The sequence below is a fragment of the Anaerocolumna jejuensis DSM 15929 genome (genome assembly GCF_900142215.1).
Taxonomy (GTDB): Bacteria; Bacillota; Clostridia; order Lachnospirales; family Lachnospiraceae; genus Anaerocolumna; species Anaerocolumna jejuensis.
Genome location: NZ_FRAC01000010.1, coordinates 57403 through 72516 on the forward strand (window position 1 = coordinate 57403; position 15114 = coordinate 72516).

At 42.4% G+C, this 15114-nt stretch carries 13 protein-coding genes; 9 read left to right on the top strand and 4 right to left on the bottom strand.

Annotated features, from left to right (window positions below):
- Window positions 1-231: 231 nt before the first annotated feature.
- The 6 genes from BUB77_RS09930 (at window position 232) to pfkB (ending at window position 7900) form a co-directional block, all read left to right on the top strand.
- Complete coding sequence (locus BUB77_RS09930) at window positions 232-3414, top strand: hypothetical protein (RefSeq protein WP_073275368.1); 3183 nt, start codon at window positions 232-234, stop codon at window positions 3412-3414.
- A 250-nt stretch (window positions 3415-3664) separates the two neighbouring features.
- On the top strand, window positions 3665-4993 hold the full coding sequence (locus BUB77_RS09935; RefSeq protein WP_073275370.1) for a glycoside hydrolase family 30 protein: 1329 nt from the start codon (window positions 3665-3667) through the stop codon (window positions 4991-4993).
- A 132-nt stretch (window positions 4994-5125) separates the two neighbouring features.
- On the top strand, window positions 5126-5893 hold the full coding sequence (locus BUB77_RS09940) for a lytic transglycosylase domain-containing protein (protein ID WP_073275372.1): 768 nt from the start codon (window positions 5126-5128) through the stop codon (window positions 5891-5893).
- A gap of 86 nt (window positions 5894-5979) precedes the next feature.
- Entirely contained in the window at window positions 5980-6483 is a 504-nt protein-coding gene (locus BUB77_RS09945) for an HD domain-containing protein (RefSeq protein ID WP_073275374.1), read from the top strand.
- Between the two features lie 4 nt (window positions 6484-6487).
- A complete protein-coding gene (locus BUB77_RS09950; protein WP_073275376.1) occupies window positions 6488-6892 on the top strand; it encodes a DUF1284 domain-containing protein in 405 nt (134 codons plus the stop codon).
- 78 nt (window positions 6893-6970) lie between these two features.
- The gene (pfkB, locus tag BUB77_RS09955) at window positions 6971-7900 is read left to right on the top strand and encodes a 1-phosphofructokinase (protein ID WP_073275378.1); all 930 of its coding nucleotides are present in this window, start codon (window positions 6971-6973) and stop codon (window positions 7898-7900) included.
- A 7-nt stretch (window positions 7901-7907) separates the two neighbouring features.
- On the opposite strand, the gene BUB77_RS09960 is transcribed toward pfkB, so the two are convergent.
- Window positions 7908-8312, bottom strand: coding sequence for a hypothetical protein (locus BUB77_RS09960; RefSeq protein WP_073275380.1), 405 nt, complete (start codon window positions 8310-8312; stop codon window positions 7908-7910).
- Window positions 8313-8893: 581 nt separating this feature from the next.
- Here BUB77_RS09960 and BUB77_RS09965 point away from each other — a divergent pair.
- The 3 genes from BUB77_RS09965 (at window position 8894) to BUB77_RS09975 (ending at window position 12373) form a co-directional block, all read left to right on the top strand.
- Window positions 8894-9928: a lactonase family protein gene (locus tag BUB77_RS09965; RefSeq protein WP_073275382.1), complete on the top strand. Its 1035-nt coding sequence runs from the start codon at window positions 8894-8896 to the stop codon at window positions 9926-9928.
- A 184-nt stretch (window positions 9929-10112) separates the two neighbouring features.
- Window positions 10113-10694: a nitroreductase family protein gene (locus BUB77_RS09970; RefSeq protein ID WP_073275384.1), complete on the top strand. Its 582-nt coding sequence runs from the start codon at window positions 10113-10115 to the stop codon at window positions 10692-10694.
- Between the two features lie 182 nt (window positions 10695-10876).
- Entirely contained in the window at window positions 10877-12373 is a 1497-nt protein-coding gene (locus BUB77_RS09975) for a methyl-accepting chemotaxis protein (RefSeq protein WP_073275386.1), read from the top strand.
- Here BUB77_RS09975 and BUB77_RS09980 read toward each other — a convergent pair.
- The 3 genes from BUB77_RS09980 to BUB77_RS09990 all read right to left on the bottom strand — a co-directional run bounded on the left by BUB77_RS09980 (window position 12356) and on the right by BUB77_RS09990 (window position 15094).
- Window positions 12356-12988: a histidine phosphatase family protein gene (locus BUB77_RS09980; protein ID WP_073275387.1), complete on the bottom strand. Its 633-nt coding sequence runs from the start codon at window positions 12986-12988 to the stop codon at window positions 12356-12358. The two genes, BUB77_RS09975 and BUB77_RS09980, sit on opposite strands and share 18 nt — an antisense overlap.
- 174 nt (window positions 12989-13162) lie before the next feature.
- Window positions 13163-14815: a phosphoenolpyruvate--protein phosphotransferase gene (gene ptsP / locus BUB77_RS09985; RefSeq protein WP_073275389.1), complete on the bottom strand. Its 1653-nt coding sequence runs from the start codon at window positions 14813-14815 to the stop codon at window positions 13163-13165.
- 21 nt (window positions 14816-14836) lie between these two features.
- The gene (locus tag BUB77_RS09990) at window positions 14837-15094 is read right to left on the bottom strand and encodes an HPr family phosphocarrier protein (RefSeq protein WP_073275391.1); all 258 of its coding nucleotides are present in this window, start codon (window positions 15092-15094) and stop codon (window positions 14837-14839) included.
- Window positions 15095-15114: the final 20 nt, after the last annotated feature.

Consider the following 15114-nt stretch of genomic DNA (forward strand, 5'->3'; position numbering starts at 1 on the left):
GGGAACATACATTCTGCTTTTGCTTATATTCCCTGCTTTGAAATTATGATTATAAAACTATTGCATAAAAAATAATAAAACAATATGAAAAAATGTACAAATAATACAATGAAATCCTGCAAACCTCGAAATAAAAATGTTTTTATTATTGCCTTTCTCAGAAAAGGATATTATAATCATAGTAGCATTGAAAACATAAAACACCATTGAGGGAAAGGATAGGATACTTACATGAAAAACTATTATTTAGACGGTAAAGCTTATATCCTGGAAGATTATCACAGGCTTCCTCCATTTTCAAGCTTTCTTCCCGGACTTGCCGGTATCAAGGGTATCCCCATGTGGGTCTATTATACCAACAGGGGACAGGGAGTAAACAGCTTTGGAATACATCACAAGAATAATGCCATTATGGAGTTCAACCCTGCCAACACAGCTTATGAAAACACCGCAATAAAGGGCTTTCGTACCTTTATACGCAAAGAAGGGACCGTCTATGAACCTTTCTTTTCCAGTATGACAAAAGCAAAGCGGAAATTCTCCATTCAACAGAATAGCTTTGAAATAGAGGAAATAGAGAAGGAACAGGAATTAAAAATACGTGTGAAGTATTACGTCCTTCCTTTAGAGAATATCGGAGCACTGGTAAGAAAGGTGGAAATTACAAACCTCTCAAAGAAAGAGCAGGAATTGGAGGTTGTAGACGGACTGCCTAAAATCATACCATATGGAATAAAGAACAGTGAATACAAGGAAATGTCCAACCTGTTAAAGAGCTGGGCGGATATTAAGAATATTGAGAATAACGTGCCTTATTATTCCATGCGTTCCTCCAGTGATGATTCTGCGGAAGTTTCCGAGGTGGAAGGCGGTTATTACTATCTGACAGTAGCCGGAGGGGAGATCCAGCCGGTCATTTATGACCCGGAAGCTGTCTTTTCCTATGACACCACCTTTGTACAGCCGATCCGTCTGGAAGAAGAGGGGCTGGAGGGAATATTACAGAAGGAACAGTGCTTTGCAAATAAGGTTCCCTGCGGTTTTACACCCTTCAAATTAAAGCTTGCTTCTGAGGGGAACTTTACCTTCCATACCATGATAGGCTTTTCACAGACAACGGAGCAGATAAATGAGAAGCTTGATAAAATAAAGGAAGAGGGCTTCTTTGACAGGAAAGAAGTTCTGGCGGCAGAATGCTGTGAAGAGCTTACAAAGGATGTTAGGACTGTAACTGGGGTTCCCTTATTTGACAGCTATGTGGAATACAGCTATATGGATAATTTCCTAAGGGGCGGTTATCCCTTTGTCTTTGGCCAGGGAGATAAGAAATCCGTTATCCATCTCTTTAGCAGAAAGCATGGAGACCCGGAGAGGGATTACAATTTCTTTTCCATTAACGGAGAATATTATTCCCAGGGAAATGGAAACTTCAGGGATGTGAACCAGAACAGGAGAAATGACCTGCTCTTTCACAAGGAAGTAGGAGATTTTAATATAAAGACCTTCTATCAGTTGATCCAGATAGACGGCTATAACCCCCTGGAGGTAAGACCGTCGACCTTCCGGATTAAGAAGGAGGAGGAAGGTGCGGCAGAGGAATTCCTGAAGAAGGCAGCACCCAAGGAATGGCAGGTGCTCTTCGATACTGCCAGGAAGCCCTTTACACCCGGAAAGATAGCAGGTACACTGGCACGTTATGCAGTTAGTCTTACCATATCGGAAGATGATTTCCTGACAAAGCTTCTGGCATTTTCCACACAGAATATCGAGGCTGGCTTTGGTGAAGGTTATTGGAGCGACCACTGGGATTACAACTTGGATTTAATTGAGAATTACTTAAAGGTATATCCGGAGAAGAAGGAAGCCCTTTTGTTTGAGGATAAGACCTACCGTTACTATGACAGTCCTGCAAGGGTTCTTCCCCGCAGCGAAAAATACGTAATCCTGTCAAAAGGCGGTTTAAGGCAATACGGGGCACTGGTCCATGATACGGAAAAAGAGAGTAAGGCCGGTTTTGTGAAGAAAGGTACTAATTGGTTAAAGAATAAAAAGGGCGATTATGTAACCGCTACCCTTATGGCAAAGCTTATAAACCTTTCCCTGATTAAGTTCACGACCCTTGACCCGGAAGGCATGGGTATTGAGATGGAGGGAGGCAAGCCGGGCTGGAATGATGCCATGAACGGACTGCCCGGTCTCTTTGGAAGCGGTATGCCAGAAACGCTTGAATTAAAAAGAGTGCTGGAATTTGTTTTGGAAGCGCTGCCTTTAAAAAGCCAGGTAACACTGCCGGAAGAGGTCTACAGCCTTTTCCTTAAGACCGGGGAAATGGTCAGCAAGCTTGCGGAAGGAGCCCTGAGCCAGTTCGAATACTGGGATAAGGTTACTTCCTTGCGGGAAGACTTCAGGGAAACAGTCCGTTTTGAATTGGATGGCGGAGAAGTTCTTATGGATTCAAAGGAAGCGGCGAATCTCATAGACAGCTTCTTAAAAGTAGTAAAAAAGGGAATCGAGAAGGCAAAAAAAGCCGGAGACGGATTGATGCCTACCTATTTTACTTATCAGGCAGAAGCCTTTACACCCTTAACCCAGGATGGAAAAGAGCTTATTACCCCTTATGGCCTTCCTGCCGGAAAGGTCAATAGCTTTAAGAGAGTAATGCTTCCTTTCTTCTTAGAGGGTCCGGCAAGATATCTGGCATCGGAAGAATGTGAAGAAGCAGCTCTGGCCCTTCATAAAAAGGTGCAGGAGAGCGGTATATATGATAAAGAGCTTAAGATGTATAAGACCAGTGAATCCTTAGAGAATATCTCAATGGAAAACGGAAGAATCAGAGCCTTTACTCCCGGCTGGCTGGAAAGGGAGAGCATTTTCCTGCATATGGAATACAAATATCTGTATGGAATGCAAAAGGCAGGGCTGTGGGAGAATTTCTACGACGAAATAAGGGATACCTTAATTCCCTTCCTGCCTCCTGAAATGTATGGAAGAAGTATTCTGGAGAACTCCTCCTTCCTGGCGTCTTCCGAGAACCCCAATAAAGAAATCCATGGAAGAGGATATGTGGCAAGGCTAAGCGGATCTACTACGGAGCTTTTATCCATGTGGAGTCAGATGTTCATCGGGGGAAAGGTATTTACACAGGAAAAAGAAGGCCTGACACTGCATCTGGAACCCAAGCTTCCTGCCTGGTTCTTTAATGAGGAAAAGGAATGCACCTTCACCTTCTTGTCCAATTGTATGATTACTTATAAGAATCCTACCGGAAAGCCTACCTATGGCAGGGACAGAGCGGTGATATCCCATATTGTAACAGAGGATGGGGAAAGAATAGAAGGGGATTCCATTACCGGAGAGACTGCCGGAAGAATCAGAGAAGGCAGCATTAAAAAGCTAATTGCCTATTTTGCATAGTAAACACTTGAATAGCAAAGCACTTGAATAGCAAAATACTTGAATAGCAAAAAACTTGCATATTAAAAACTTGCATATTAAAAACTTGCATATAAAATCTTGAATAGCAAAATACTTGAATAGAAAAAAACTTGAATAGCAAAATACTTGCATAGCAAATTATCTGCATAGCAAAATACCTGATTAGCAGGAAATTTGCCTGACAAAAGATTTACCAGGCAAAAGCTTTGTATAAAGGAGGACACAACAGATGGAGTTAATCGTTACTACTTATGAGAATCAGGAAAGGAATACAAAAGTTTCTGAATGTGAACTGGCTGAGGATAAGGGTGCTGCAATGAATGTGGTGAATCTGTATCCTGACATTGCATACCAGACCTTTCATGGCTTTGGAGGAGCGGTAACAGAGGCGGCAGGTTACTCCTTTTTAAAGCTTGGGAAGGAAAAGCAGGAAGAAGTCTTAAAGAAGTATTTTGGCGAGGACGGTCTGCGTTATCACTTTATACGTACCCATATTGACAGCTGCGATTTCTCCCTGGATAACTATACGGCTATGGAGGACCCGGAGGATAGGGAAATGAAATCCTTTTCCTTAAAAAGAGAGGAAAAATATATCCTTCCTTTGCTAAGAAGAGCAAGAGCTGTTAAAGGTGAGGACTTTGACCTGATGTTAACTCCCTGGTCACCGCCGGCCTTTATGAAGACTAATAATGACAGAAATAATGGGGGAAAATTAAAGAAAGAATACAGGGAATTCTGGGCAGATTATATCTGCCGCTATATCAGGGAATATGAAGCACTGGGCTTTCCCGTCAGCCGGATTACGGTCCAGAATGAGCCGGATGCCGTCCAGACATGGGATTCCTGCAGCTTTAATCCGGAGGAGGAAAAGGATTTCCTAAGGGATTACCTTTACAAGGCACTTGTTAAGAACGGACTTTCCCATATTAAGATTAATATCTGGGACCATAACAAGGAAAGGCTGTTTGAAAGAGCAAAGGCCATAATCGATAAGGAAACGGACAGGATGATTGACGGTGTGGCCTTCCATTGGTATACGGGAGACCATTTTGAAGCAATCAGGCTGACAGGGGATGCATATCCGGGAAAAGAGCTGATCTTTACCGAAGGCTGTGTGGAATACAGCAGATTTGATGCCGGGCAGCTGAAGAATGCGCAGATGTATGCTCATGATATCATCGGTAACCTGAATGCAGGTATGACAGTCTTTATCGACTGGAACATACTGTTAGACGAAAAGGGCGGACCCAATCATGTAAATAATTTCTGTGATGCCCCTGTTATGGTAGATACGGAAGACGGCACCTATGAAGAAAAGCTTTCCTTCCACTATATCAGGCATTTCAGCCGTTATATTGATAGAGAAGCGAAAAGAATTGCCCTTACAAAATATACCGATAAATTGGAAATGACCGCCTTTATGAATCCGGACAAATCCATCGTTTTGGTAGTACTTAATAAACAGACGGAAGATATGCCGTTATCCTTACGGGTTAACGGAAGGAATGCAGAGTTTACTGTTCCGGGGAGCTCCATTGTCACCGCTGTAATAAAATAAATAGAAAGCAAGTGCTTTTTTCCTACACATTTCCCATCGAAAAGCACTTGCTTTTTTATAGTGTATTACGTTATAATGGACAGGAAGTTAATGTATATTTTGTCGTTTTACATAGGAAAGCAGGAGAACCTTATGTCAGAAATTCAAGGAATTAATCGTCTAAAAACTACATCAGACGTTGCAGCTTCCAAAGAAAAGAAAGTAAATTCCTCAAAGAGCTTTTCTTCCTATCTTGGAGAAACTGTAAGTCTGGATGAGATTTTTAATGAAGCAGCAGAAAAATATAATGTACCGGTGAATTTGCTGAAGGCCATCGGCAAGCAGGAATCCAATTTTAAATCGGATGCAGTTTCAAGATGCGGAGCACAGGGAATTATGCAGCTAATGCCAAGAACTGCCGCTTCACTTGGTGTAACGGATTCCTTTGACCCTAAGCAAAATATCATGGGCGGAGCCAAGTATATATCCCAGCTTCTTGATAAGTATGACGGGGATGCTTCACTGGCTTTGGCAGCCTACAATGCAGGCAGTAATAATGTGGCAAAATATGGCGGAATACCCCCCTTTAAAGAAACACAGAACTATGTGAAAAAGGTTATGGGCTATATGCAGGAAGGGGTAAGCGCCAAGGGTACCGTAACGGTGAAATCAAGTGTAACTGCTCCGGCAAGTCTTCCTGATATTGCCCAAATAAAGAATAATTTGGTAAGAACGGAAACGGAAACAGAAGACACATCAGGGAATAGTATCCTGGATGAATTCTTTACTTATGATAATTATTTGAAATTCATGGAGATTTTCATGGAAGACGATAAGGATGAAAAGAAAGAAGATCCTGACAACTATTTTTCCAAGGCAATCAGTTACAATGCTCCGATTTTAAACCTGTTTAATAATTAATACCAAATGCCTGTTCCTTTAGCTTGCGCTGCAATAGAAAGGGAATGGGCATTTATTGCATTATTTTGAAGTAAAAAGGAGAATTTATGAAGCAAATTGGCGATGTTATCAATGAAATGATTGAGTACTATTCAGGAGATGTAAGAAGAATCAATCATTTTCTTAAGGTGTATTCCTATGCCAAGACCATTGGCGAACTAGAGGGACTTGACAAAGAGACCAGAGAGATATTGGAAGTTACGGCAGTTGTTCACGATATCGGTATTAAGGTAAGCGAAAGAAAATATAACAGCAGTGCGGGAAATTACCAGCAGATAGAAGGACCCCTTGTAGCGGACCCCATGCTTACAAAGCTAGGATATGAAAGACCCTTTATCAAAAGGGTATGTTATCTGATTGCTCATCACCATACCTATACCAATATCACAGAAAAGGATTATCAGATATTAGTGGAAGCGGATTTTCTTGTCAACCTTGATGAAGATAAGGCATCCGGGGAGACCATCCAGAATGTTTACCGCAATATCTTCCGTACAGCAGCCGGAAAATCAATCCTTCAGAACGTCTTTCGTTTAAAGCCTCAGGTATAAGAAAATGATACACTTAAGACCTCATCATGGCATATGCATCGGTCAGTTTAAAGGCTTTGGCTACAGCGAAGAATTTGTGAAAAATATGACAGAGATTGTCGCTGAATTGGAGAAATTCCCGGATACCGAAATCAAACTGGTAGCAGGCGGTGACAGTATCTGTACAAGCTGTCCTCATTTTCAGGAAGAAGGCTGTACCTCCGGACAGAAAGTCGTGGAGTATGACAGGAAAGCGCTGATGCTTTGCGGTCTGAAGGAGAATGAGGTCCTTAGCTGGCGGGAATTCAGGAACCTTGTAATGCAGAACATTCTGTCTGCAAATAAATTATCTGAAGTGTGCTGTAATTGCAGCTGGCTCTCTCTTTGCCTTGAATGTCAGGGCTTTCGGTATGGAAAAATAGAAAAATGATAGATTCATGGGACTAAGCTGTAGTCCAGGATTTATTTGGAATAAAATCAAATTTGCAAAGGCGGCTTACAATAGAGTATGATAGTAACAGTAACAATGAATCCGGCAATTGATAGAACAGCGGAGCTGGAACAGCTGGAAAGAGGAAGCTTAAACAGGCTGGAGAACTGCCTGACCGATATCGGAGGCAAGGGAATCAATGTATCCAAAGCAATAAAGGCCATGGGCGGCGAATCCATAGCCACAGGCTTTTGCGGCGGAAGTACGGGAAAGCTTATAGAAGAGACCTTGGAGAACCTTGGAATCAAAAGCGATTTTATCCATATCAGCAATGAAACAAGGGTAAATCAAAAAATTGTAGAGCGTAAGGGTACTGTAACAGAGCTTAATGAACCCGGCCCCTTTGTTACAAAAGAAGAGCTGAATAAACTGACAGATAAATTAATGTCCTATGCTTCAGAAAATACGTTATTTGTATTATCTGGCAGCATTCCCAAGGGAATCGAAAAGGACATTTATTTCGATATAATAACTCTGGTTAAGGAAAGGGGAGCAAAGGTGTTTCTGGATGCCGACGGAGAGCTTTTTGCCCGTGGACTGGAAGGCAGGCCGGATTATATCAAGCCCAACAGAAGTGAACTGGAAGGTTACTATAAGAGGAAGAATGACTTAACAGAAGAAGACCTTCTTGCCATGGGAAAGGACCTGCTGGCTAAGGGCAGCAGTCTCGTTGCTGTCTCACTGGGTCATAGGGGAGCCATATTCCTTACAAATGAGCATACCGTAAAATGTCCCGGAATGATAGTGGAAGCCCATTCTACAGTAGGAGCAGGAGACGCCATGGTAGCAGCTCTTTCCTATAGTCTGGACCAAAAAGCCGATTTTACGGAGGCAGTAAGGCTTGCTATGGCCGTTTCTGCCGGAGCCGTTACCACACAGGGCACAAATCCGCCAAGCCGGCAATTAATTGATGAATTGAAAAATAAAGTGGAGATAATCCCTTTATAGGCAGAGGCTAATTTTTGTATAAAGGAGAAGACTCTGCATATCCTTTCTTAAAATACCGTTGTGCTGAAAAGGAAAGAGACAGGCCTAAAACAGATACTATTAAGCCGGGATTGTAAAAGAAGGGGTGTTTTGTAAGTCTAAATAAACTAATAATTGAAATTACTAAAAACAGCATGTTATAGGCAATCATCAGCCAATATCCCCAGCGTTTGAGGCTCAATAAGCCGTAGGATATTACCAGAAGGCTTACTATTACGAATAATCTTACTATAACGTTGAAAACAGTAAGTGAAGGTACAATAACCCCTATTTTCCTGACGAGTGCTGGGAATAGGGATGCTAGTAATAAAAATGCGTTTAAATAATTCAAATCTGCAATATAGCTTACCAAGGCTGGCCTTTTAGCCTTCATATGGCTCACTTCCTTTTCTTCTTTTTATTTCGGTAGGGTACGGAGTAAACGGGAGGTTTCTATCTGTCTTTTATATTATACTAAATTTCTTGAATTTTCCATAGGTGTGATGATTTTAATTATAAGATATTTTTTTAAGGGGGGCTGGGGCAATTTACGAAAACTTGCCTGCCATTTCCTCTGCCTTTGTTTGGAGAAGGACCCTTATTCCACTAAAGCTGCAGGAAATGCTTAGGACAGGCCAGGATAAGCCAAACTCGCCTGTGAGGTTTTGAGGGTGGGTGGTTTTTGCGGCTCAGACAGTGGCTTATCCTGGCCTTGGCGCATTTTCTGCGGCTTAAGTGTCATAAGGAACCTTTCCAAGACAAAGGCAGAGGAAATGGCAGACAAGTTTTCTGGGGTATTGGAGCAGCTTTGGGAATTTAGGTAGATTCCCATTCCAATCCCTTAAGAAATCCTTGCCATCTCCACTATCCAGTATTACAATAACAATAAAATAAAACATCGACCATATCAAATTCACAACACATCCAACCCCCCTCTGCCAAGTGCAGAAACCATGCAAAGGAACGGAGAATATCATGAGCAAAAAGCAAAAGGAAATATTAATATCCGGCTATGGGCCTTCTAATAGGGAACCGTCTATAGCTATGTATGAACTGGAAGAAGATTTCAAGGTTGAAAAGGTCGTCTGGGAGGATTATGCAAAGGAACCATCCTTTCTTTGTACCTGGAAGGATATGTGCTTTGGAATCAGGGAAGAGAATGAAAGCGGAAGCATTTTGTGCTACCAAAGAATTGGAGAGACTTATGTACTGCGCCATGAAATAGACTTACAGGGCGGAGATCTCTGCCATTTACTATATGAGCCTTCCTTTGGCGTTCTGTATTGTTCTTTTTATGGTACAGGTCACATAGCTGCTGTAAAGGTGGAGGATTACCATTTTACGGAGGTCCTTAATTTTATCAAGCTGCCTTCTAATCCGGAGACTGGTGTGGCAAGAGCTCATTGCTGTGAGAAAGTGCCTCAGGGCTCCATGCTTTTATTTGCAGGGATTGCACAGGATAAGGTGTTTCTTTTTGAGACGGATGAGGGAAGGATTACATCGAAGGAGCCGGCTGGTGAAATCCTGTTAAACAAAGGAGCAGGGCCCAGACACCTGAAGTTCCATCCCATTTTAAATTATCTCTATGTCATAACGGAATATTCCAACGAGATTTTTGTTTATCTTGTTGAGAAGAAGGACGACAAACCTTCCTTTACCTGTATCCAGGTTATCAGCACTCTTCCGGAGCTGTTTAAGGGTGTGAGCTATGGCTCAAGCCTTGCCATATCAGGAGATGGAAGATTCCTCTATGCAGCCAACAGAGGAGCAGATAGCATCGGAATCTTTGACATAAATCCGGACGGACTGCTTACAAAGAAGCAGGATATAAGCTGTAAGGGAGAATATCCGAGACATATTGCACTTACAAAGGATGACAGATGCCTTATGATTGCCAATCAGAAATCCAATCAGGTGGTATTGTACGCAGTGGATGAAATGACAGGTAAATTAAAGGATATCATACAAAAAATAGACTTTAACAATCCTTCTTATGTAGAAGAGGTGTAGGGAAGAAGCCTATTACTACTGTAATCATATTACTATTAGAATCATAGGGCTGCTTAGAATCTGTTACTGTTACAATAGCGAAAACGTACCCGCAGGCGGTAAGCTTTACCAGTGCTGCGAACAACGATGTGTACAACAATGCCTTGGGGCTGAGATATAAGACAGCCCGGAAATGAGGAAAAATATGGATGAACAATTTAAGAGCCTGGTTACAGGAGCCAGGTCATTCAGACGCTTTGAAGAAGAGAAGGAAATTACCGTTGAGCAGTTAAAGGAGTTGGCGGATTTAGGAAGGCTTTCTCCAAGCGGGGCCAATCTACAGCCTTTAAAGTACATACTGGTGAGCAAGGAAGAGGTAAGGGAAATGGTTTTTAGCTGCCTGGGCTGGGCCGGATATCTGAAGGATTGGGACGGACCGGTAAAGGGAGAGAGGCCGGCAGGCTATATTATTCTGCTAAGAGATAAGGGTATTGCCGCTAAGCCTGGAACTGACGAAGGAATTGCGGCTCAAAGCATCTTCCTTGGAGCGGCCGCTATGGGAATTAAGGGATGCTTTATCGGAAATATAAAGAAGGCAGAATTAGCGGAGAAGCTTGGGATTGAGGAAGGGTATGAGATAGAGCTGGTCATTGCTCTTGGATATCCGAAGGAAGAGGTAATCATAGAAGAAATAAAAGAAGGGGATGTGAAATACTGGAGGGATGAAAAAGGAGTCCATCACGTACCCAAAAGGTCCTTGCAGGAGGTAATAGTGAAAGCTTTTTAGGCCGTTATTACGATAGATTTTTGCAGCAGTTTCATTATAATAGATATGTGACAGTTAAAATGCAATTTTTGCCGCTATTTTTGGCAGTGCCCATCTGCAAGCAGATGGGGCATGAAATGGATAGCAGAGCAAAATAATAATTGCATCAATTCATTCAAATTACTGCGAAAGAGAGGTTCTTAATGAACAGGACAAAAGATGAATCCGTATTCAGCTTAAAGAAAATTAACAAAATCAATCTAGGTATTACAATTGCCCTTGTTTTGATTTTGGTCGGACAAATTGTGATTTATCGGGGGGTTAAGGGACATGAGCTATTTATCGTTATCGGACTTGCGATAATTTCACTGGCTGCCATAAATTATTTTATACCTATCAATGATTATGTAAAGGGTTTTATTTTTGCTGCTATACCGGGATTTGTTATGTTCTTTTTGTTCTTTATCGATAAATATGCTTTGAATAAGCACTATCTTATCATGATGACTATTATGATGGCTGCTATTTATTTTAAGAAGGAAGTACTTCAGGCATATTGGGTGTTTGTCGATATCGGAATGATAGCCTCCTATTGCTTCAAGCCTGAAATTGTGATTGGGGATAAAACAAGAACAGGTGAATACTTCATTGTAATGACAGTTTTAAATGCCATTTTACTGCTTTTATATCTTCTTACAAAATGGGGCGGCAGTTTAATCAAAGAATCCGTCAAAAAAGAAGAAACAGCGACTGCTTTGGTAGGGAAATTAGAGACAACCTTTTCCTCCATGGAGAACAGCGTTGTTACCTTGGACCAGAACTTAACGAATTTCTCCAGAAATACGGGAATCATCAATGAATCCAGTAATCTGATTGTGGAAACGGTTAAGCAGATGTCCCAATCCATTCAGGAGGAAGCGGTTAGTGTCAGCCAGATAAGGTCAACCATGGATAAATCCTTACAGGAAATTGACAATGCATTGTCCGTATCCCAAAATATTGTAGCCAGCACGAAGGAAATGAATGATAAGGTCAATGATAACTACAACCATATCAGTAAGGCTGCGGATTATGCATTAACGGTAAACGATGTTATGGGGACGACTACAGATACCGTTTCAGACCTGAGAAATAACCTGGAAGTCGTTAATTCTCTGTTGGAGGGGATTAAGCAGATTGCAGGGCAGACAAATCTTCTGGCCCTTAATGCCGCTATCGAATCGGCACGTGCCGGGGAGCAGGGAAAGGGTTTTGCGGTTGTTGCAGATGAGATCAGAAAGCTTGCGGAGCAAAGTGCGGAAATTGCAGGAAATATCTCGGAGGTTACAAAATCCCTGTTTATCAAAGCCAAGACGGCTGATGAGCAATCCCTGGAGGGAGGAGAGGCTGTCAGGAAGATTCAGGCTACTTTAAAGAAGGTAAATGACAGCTTCAAAGAATTTATGGATTCTTATGGAAAGTCTAATAAAGTACTTGAAGAAAATATGGAAATGATAAGCCAGGCAACGGGCAATTTCCTGGGTATTCAGGATGAAATCAAAGGGGTTACCGGGATTGCTGAGGACAATTCAGCCTCAGCGGAAGAGATACTTGCAACCCTTGAAAATGAAAACAGTCTGATTTCAGAGATGAATTCTTCAGTAAATGATTTAAATAAGCTGAGTAACGCATTAAAGGAACTTTTAAACTATGAAAAATGATGCATCCTTTAAATGATTGGTATCATTAAAGGATTCCAGAACAGGATCGTCTGTACTGCGAAAATTAAGCTTTGAAATGGCGGTGTTACCAACGTAGAAATGGTGGTACATCGTCATTTTCCATTCAAAGAGGCCGATAAGTCCTGCCTTTATGATACCGCCGTGGGCAATGATTAATACTTTTTCACCCTGGTGGTTTTCTGCAACGGTACGTATTGCTTCCGCAGCCCGCAGACTGGCATTCAGGAGGGATAAATCTCCGCCGACTAAAGGACCTTCCTTTTCATCCGTCCTCCAGGCGTTAAATTCCTCCGGATAGTTGTTCTTAATTTCATTGAAGGTAAGACCCTCCCAGGCACCGAAGTTAATCTCCTTCATGCCTTCGCAGGGAATTGCCTGAAGGCTTGTGCCTTCACAGAGGATGTGCGCCGTTTCCATTGCCCTTGTCAGAGGACTTGCATAAACTGCCTGAAAATCATTCTTAAGGACTTTCTTCAAGGCCTGGGCCTGTTTTCTTCCATCTTCCGATAATTCAATATCTACGCTGCCCTGAAATTTTCCAAGCTTATTCCAAAGGGTTTCCCCATGTCTTATCAGTATAATCTCCGTACTCATTTTAACCTCCATGCCTTTCGTAAGTTTACTTGCGAAATTGCCCAAACTGGGTAATTTGGCTTTGCTAATTGTAGCATAAAAGGCAGAAAATATCAAATAAAGCAGGAGGATTTACCTGGTATTGATTTTTACTTGTAATATATCTAAGGCAGAAAAATATCTTTGGAAGAATCTTTACAAAAACCAGTCCGGATTTACCGGGCCGACACTGCTTTCCCTTACTTTCTGCCGAAGAGGGAGAATGAGGGCAGGGGAGACGGACAGCTCGTCAATTCCTATGCTTAGGAAGGCTTCTGTCAGGGATAAATCCCCTGCAAGCTCTCCGCAGATGCCAATCCATTTCCCATTTTTGTGTGCATTGTCTGCCGCAAGCTTTAGCATCCTTAAGATGGATAGGTGATGAGGGTCGTAAAACTTATCAAGCATGGGGTTCTGCCTGTCAACAGCAGTGGTATACTGGGTCAGGTCATTGGTGCCAACACTGAAGAAATCCACCTCCTGGGCTAAAAGGTCACTGATAAGCACGGCAGCGGGAGTCTCTAACATAATGCCAAGCTCAAGATTCTCCTTATAGGGTATTCCGGCCTTTTTCAGCTCAGCTTTAACCTCAGCTGCCACTTCCTTGATTTCCAATACCTCCTTCAGAGAGGTAATCATGGGAAACATAATAGAGATATTACCAAAGGCAGAAGCTCTGTAAAGAGCCCGGAGCTGGGTCTTAAAGAGTTCCTTTCTGGTCAGGCAGATTCTGATAGCACGGTATCCCAAGGCCGGGTTTTCCTCTTTGGGCAGGTCAAAATAGGGAACCTGTTTATCGGCACCGATGTCAAGGGTGCGGATTATGACCTTTTTGCCTGCAAGGCTTTCCGCCACATATTTATATACGGAGAACTGCTCTTCTTCCGTGGGATAGTCCGATTTCTCCAGATAAAGGAATTCACTGCGGAAAAGCCCGATTCCTCCGGCGTCGTTTTCAAGCACGGCACCAATATCAGAGGAATTGCCGATGTTGGCGTAAAGCTGTATGGCTTTGCCGTCTTTTGTAATGTTCTCTTTTCCCTTTAAGGAGAATAAAAGCTCTTTTTTCTCCTCCTCCCTGCGCTTTTTTTCCTCCATCTCTTCCAGGGTCTTTTCATCGGGGTCCAGATAGACCGTACCAGTGAAGCCGTCCACCACAGCCGTCTTTCCGTCCCAATCCTCCGTTAGGCCATCCTGTAAGCCGATAACCGCCGGGATGTTCATGGTACGGGCAAGAATTGCGGTATGGGAATTAAGGGAACCGTATTTTGTGAGAAAGGAGAGGACCATCTCCTTGTCCAGCTGTATGGTCTCACTGGGAGCCAGATCATCGGATGCAATAATGACAGGTCCCTTTGGGGAAGGAGCAGTCTGCTTTTCCTTGCGAAGTATTTTTATAACGCGCTCTGAGATATCCAGAACATCCGCCGCCCGTTCCCTCATATATTCGTCCTCCATGGAAGAGAACTTCAGGGAAAAAGAATCTCCTGTAACGCTTGTGGCATATTCTGCTGTAACTCCCTGATTTTCAATCATATTGTTGACAGCTTCCAGATAATCCAGGTCCTCCAGCATCATCTGGTGTATCTGGATTATCATAGCATTGGCTTCTCCGACCTTTGCGGCCGCCTGTTCATAAAGCTCTTCCAGCTGGAGGATGGCAGCCTGCCTGGCGGCCTCGAAACGTGCCAATTCCTTTCTGGTATCAGATATTATTGTACGTTTCACAATTTCCCTGGATTTTTTAAGATAGCTTATTCTTCCAATTGCAATACCGCCAAATACACTTTTCCCCTTTATAACTATCATAAGTAATTCTCCTCTCTGGATTTACAGATTGCCTTCAAAAAACTGCCTGATTGCTTCGTAAGCCTCTTCTTCGTCCTCACCGTTTATAAGAACGGTTACGGTGTCTGTATTTTTTACTGCCAGCCCCATTACTGCAAAGAGGCGCTTTAAGTCAGCTTCCTTTTCTCCTTTTTTCAGTGTAAGGGAAGACTTGAATTTAGTAGCCTCCTTTACTAATAATCCGGCTGGTCTTGCGTGAATTCCCAATTCATCTTTAATAGTATAATTAAATGTTTTCATTTTTTTTCCTCCAATTTATT

Excerpts from the sequence above, each read along its gene's own strand:
- BUB77_RS09930 (WP_073275368.1), top strand. The coding sequence starts at position 232 with ATGAAAAACTATTATTTAGACGGTAAAGCTTATATCCTGGAAGATTAT.
- BUB77_RS09935 (WP_073275370.1), top strand. The coding sequence starts at position 3,665 with ATGGAGTTAATCGTTACTACTTATGAGAATCAGGAAAGGAATACAAAA.
- BUB77_RS09940 (WP_073275372.1), top strand. The coding sequence starts at position 5,126 with ATGTCAGAAATTCAAGGAATTAATCGTCTAAAAACTACATCAGACGTT.
- BUB77_RS09945 (WP_073275374.1), top strand. The coding sequence starts at position 5,980 with ATGAAGCAAATTGGCGATGTTATCAATGAAATGATTGAGTACTATTCA.
- BUB77_RS09950 (WP_073275376.1), top strand. The coding sequence starts at position 6,488 with ATGATACACTTAAGACCTCATCATGGCATATGCATCGGTCAGTTTAAA.
- pfkB (WP_073275378.1), top strand. The coding sequence starts at position 6,971 with ATGATAGTAACAGTAACAATGAATCCGGCAATTGATAGAACAGCGGAG.
- BUB77_RS09960 (WP_073275380.1), bottom strand. The coding sequence starts at position 8,312 with ATGAAGGCTAAAAGGCCAGCCTTGGTAAGCTATATTGCAGATTTGAAT.
- BUB77_RS09965 (WP_073275382.1), top strand. The coding sequence starts at position 8,894 with ATGAGCAAAAAGCAAAAGGAAATATTAATATCCGGCTATGGGCCTTCT.
- BUB77_RS09970 (WP_073275384.1), top strand. The coding sequence starts at position 10,113 with ATGGATGAACAATTTAAGAGCCTGGTTACAGGAGCCAGGTCATTCAGA.
- BUB77_RS09975 (WP_073275386.1), top strand. The coding sequence starts at position 10,877 with ATGAACAGGACAAAAGATGAATCCGTATTCAGCTTAAAGAAAATTAAC.
- BUB77_RS09980 (WP_073275387.1), bottom strand. The coding sequence starts at position 12,988 with ATGAGTACGGAGATTATACTGATAAGACATGGGGAAACCCTTTGGAAT.
- ptsP (WP_073275389.1), bottom strand. The coding sequence starts at position 14,815 with ATGATAGTTATAAAGGGGAAAAGTGTATTTGGCGGTATTGCAATTGGA.
- BUB77_RS09990 (WP_073275391.1), bottom strand. The coding sequence starts at position 15,094 with ATGAAAACATTTAATTATACTATTAAAGATGAATTGGGAATTCACGCA.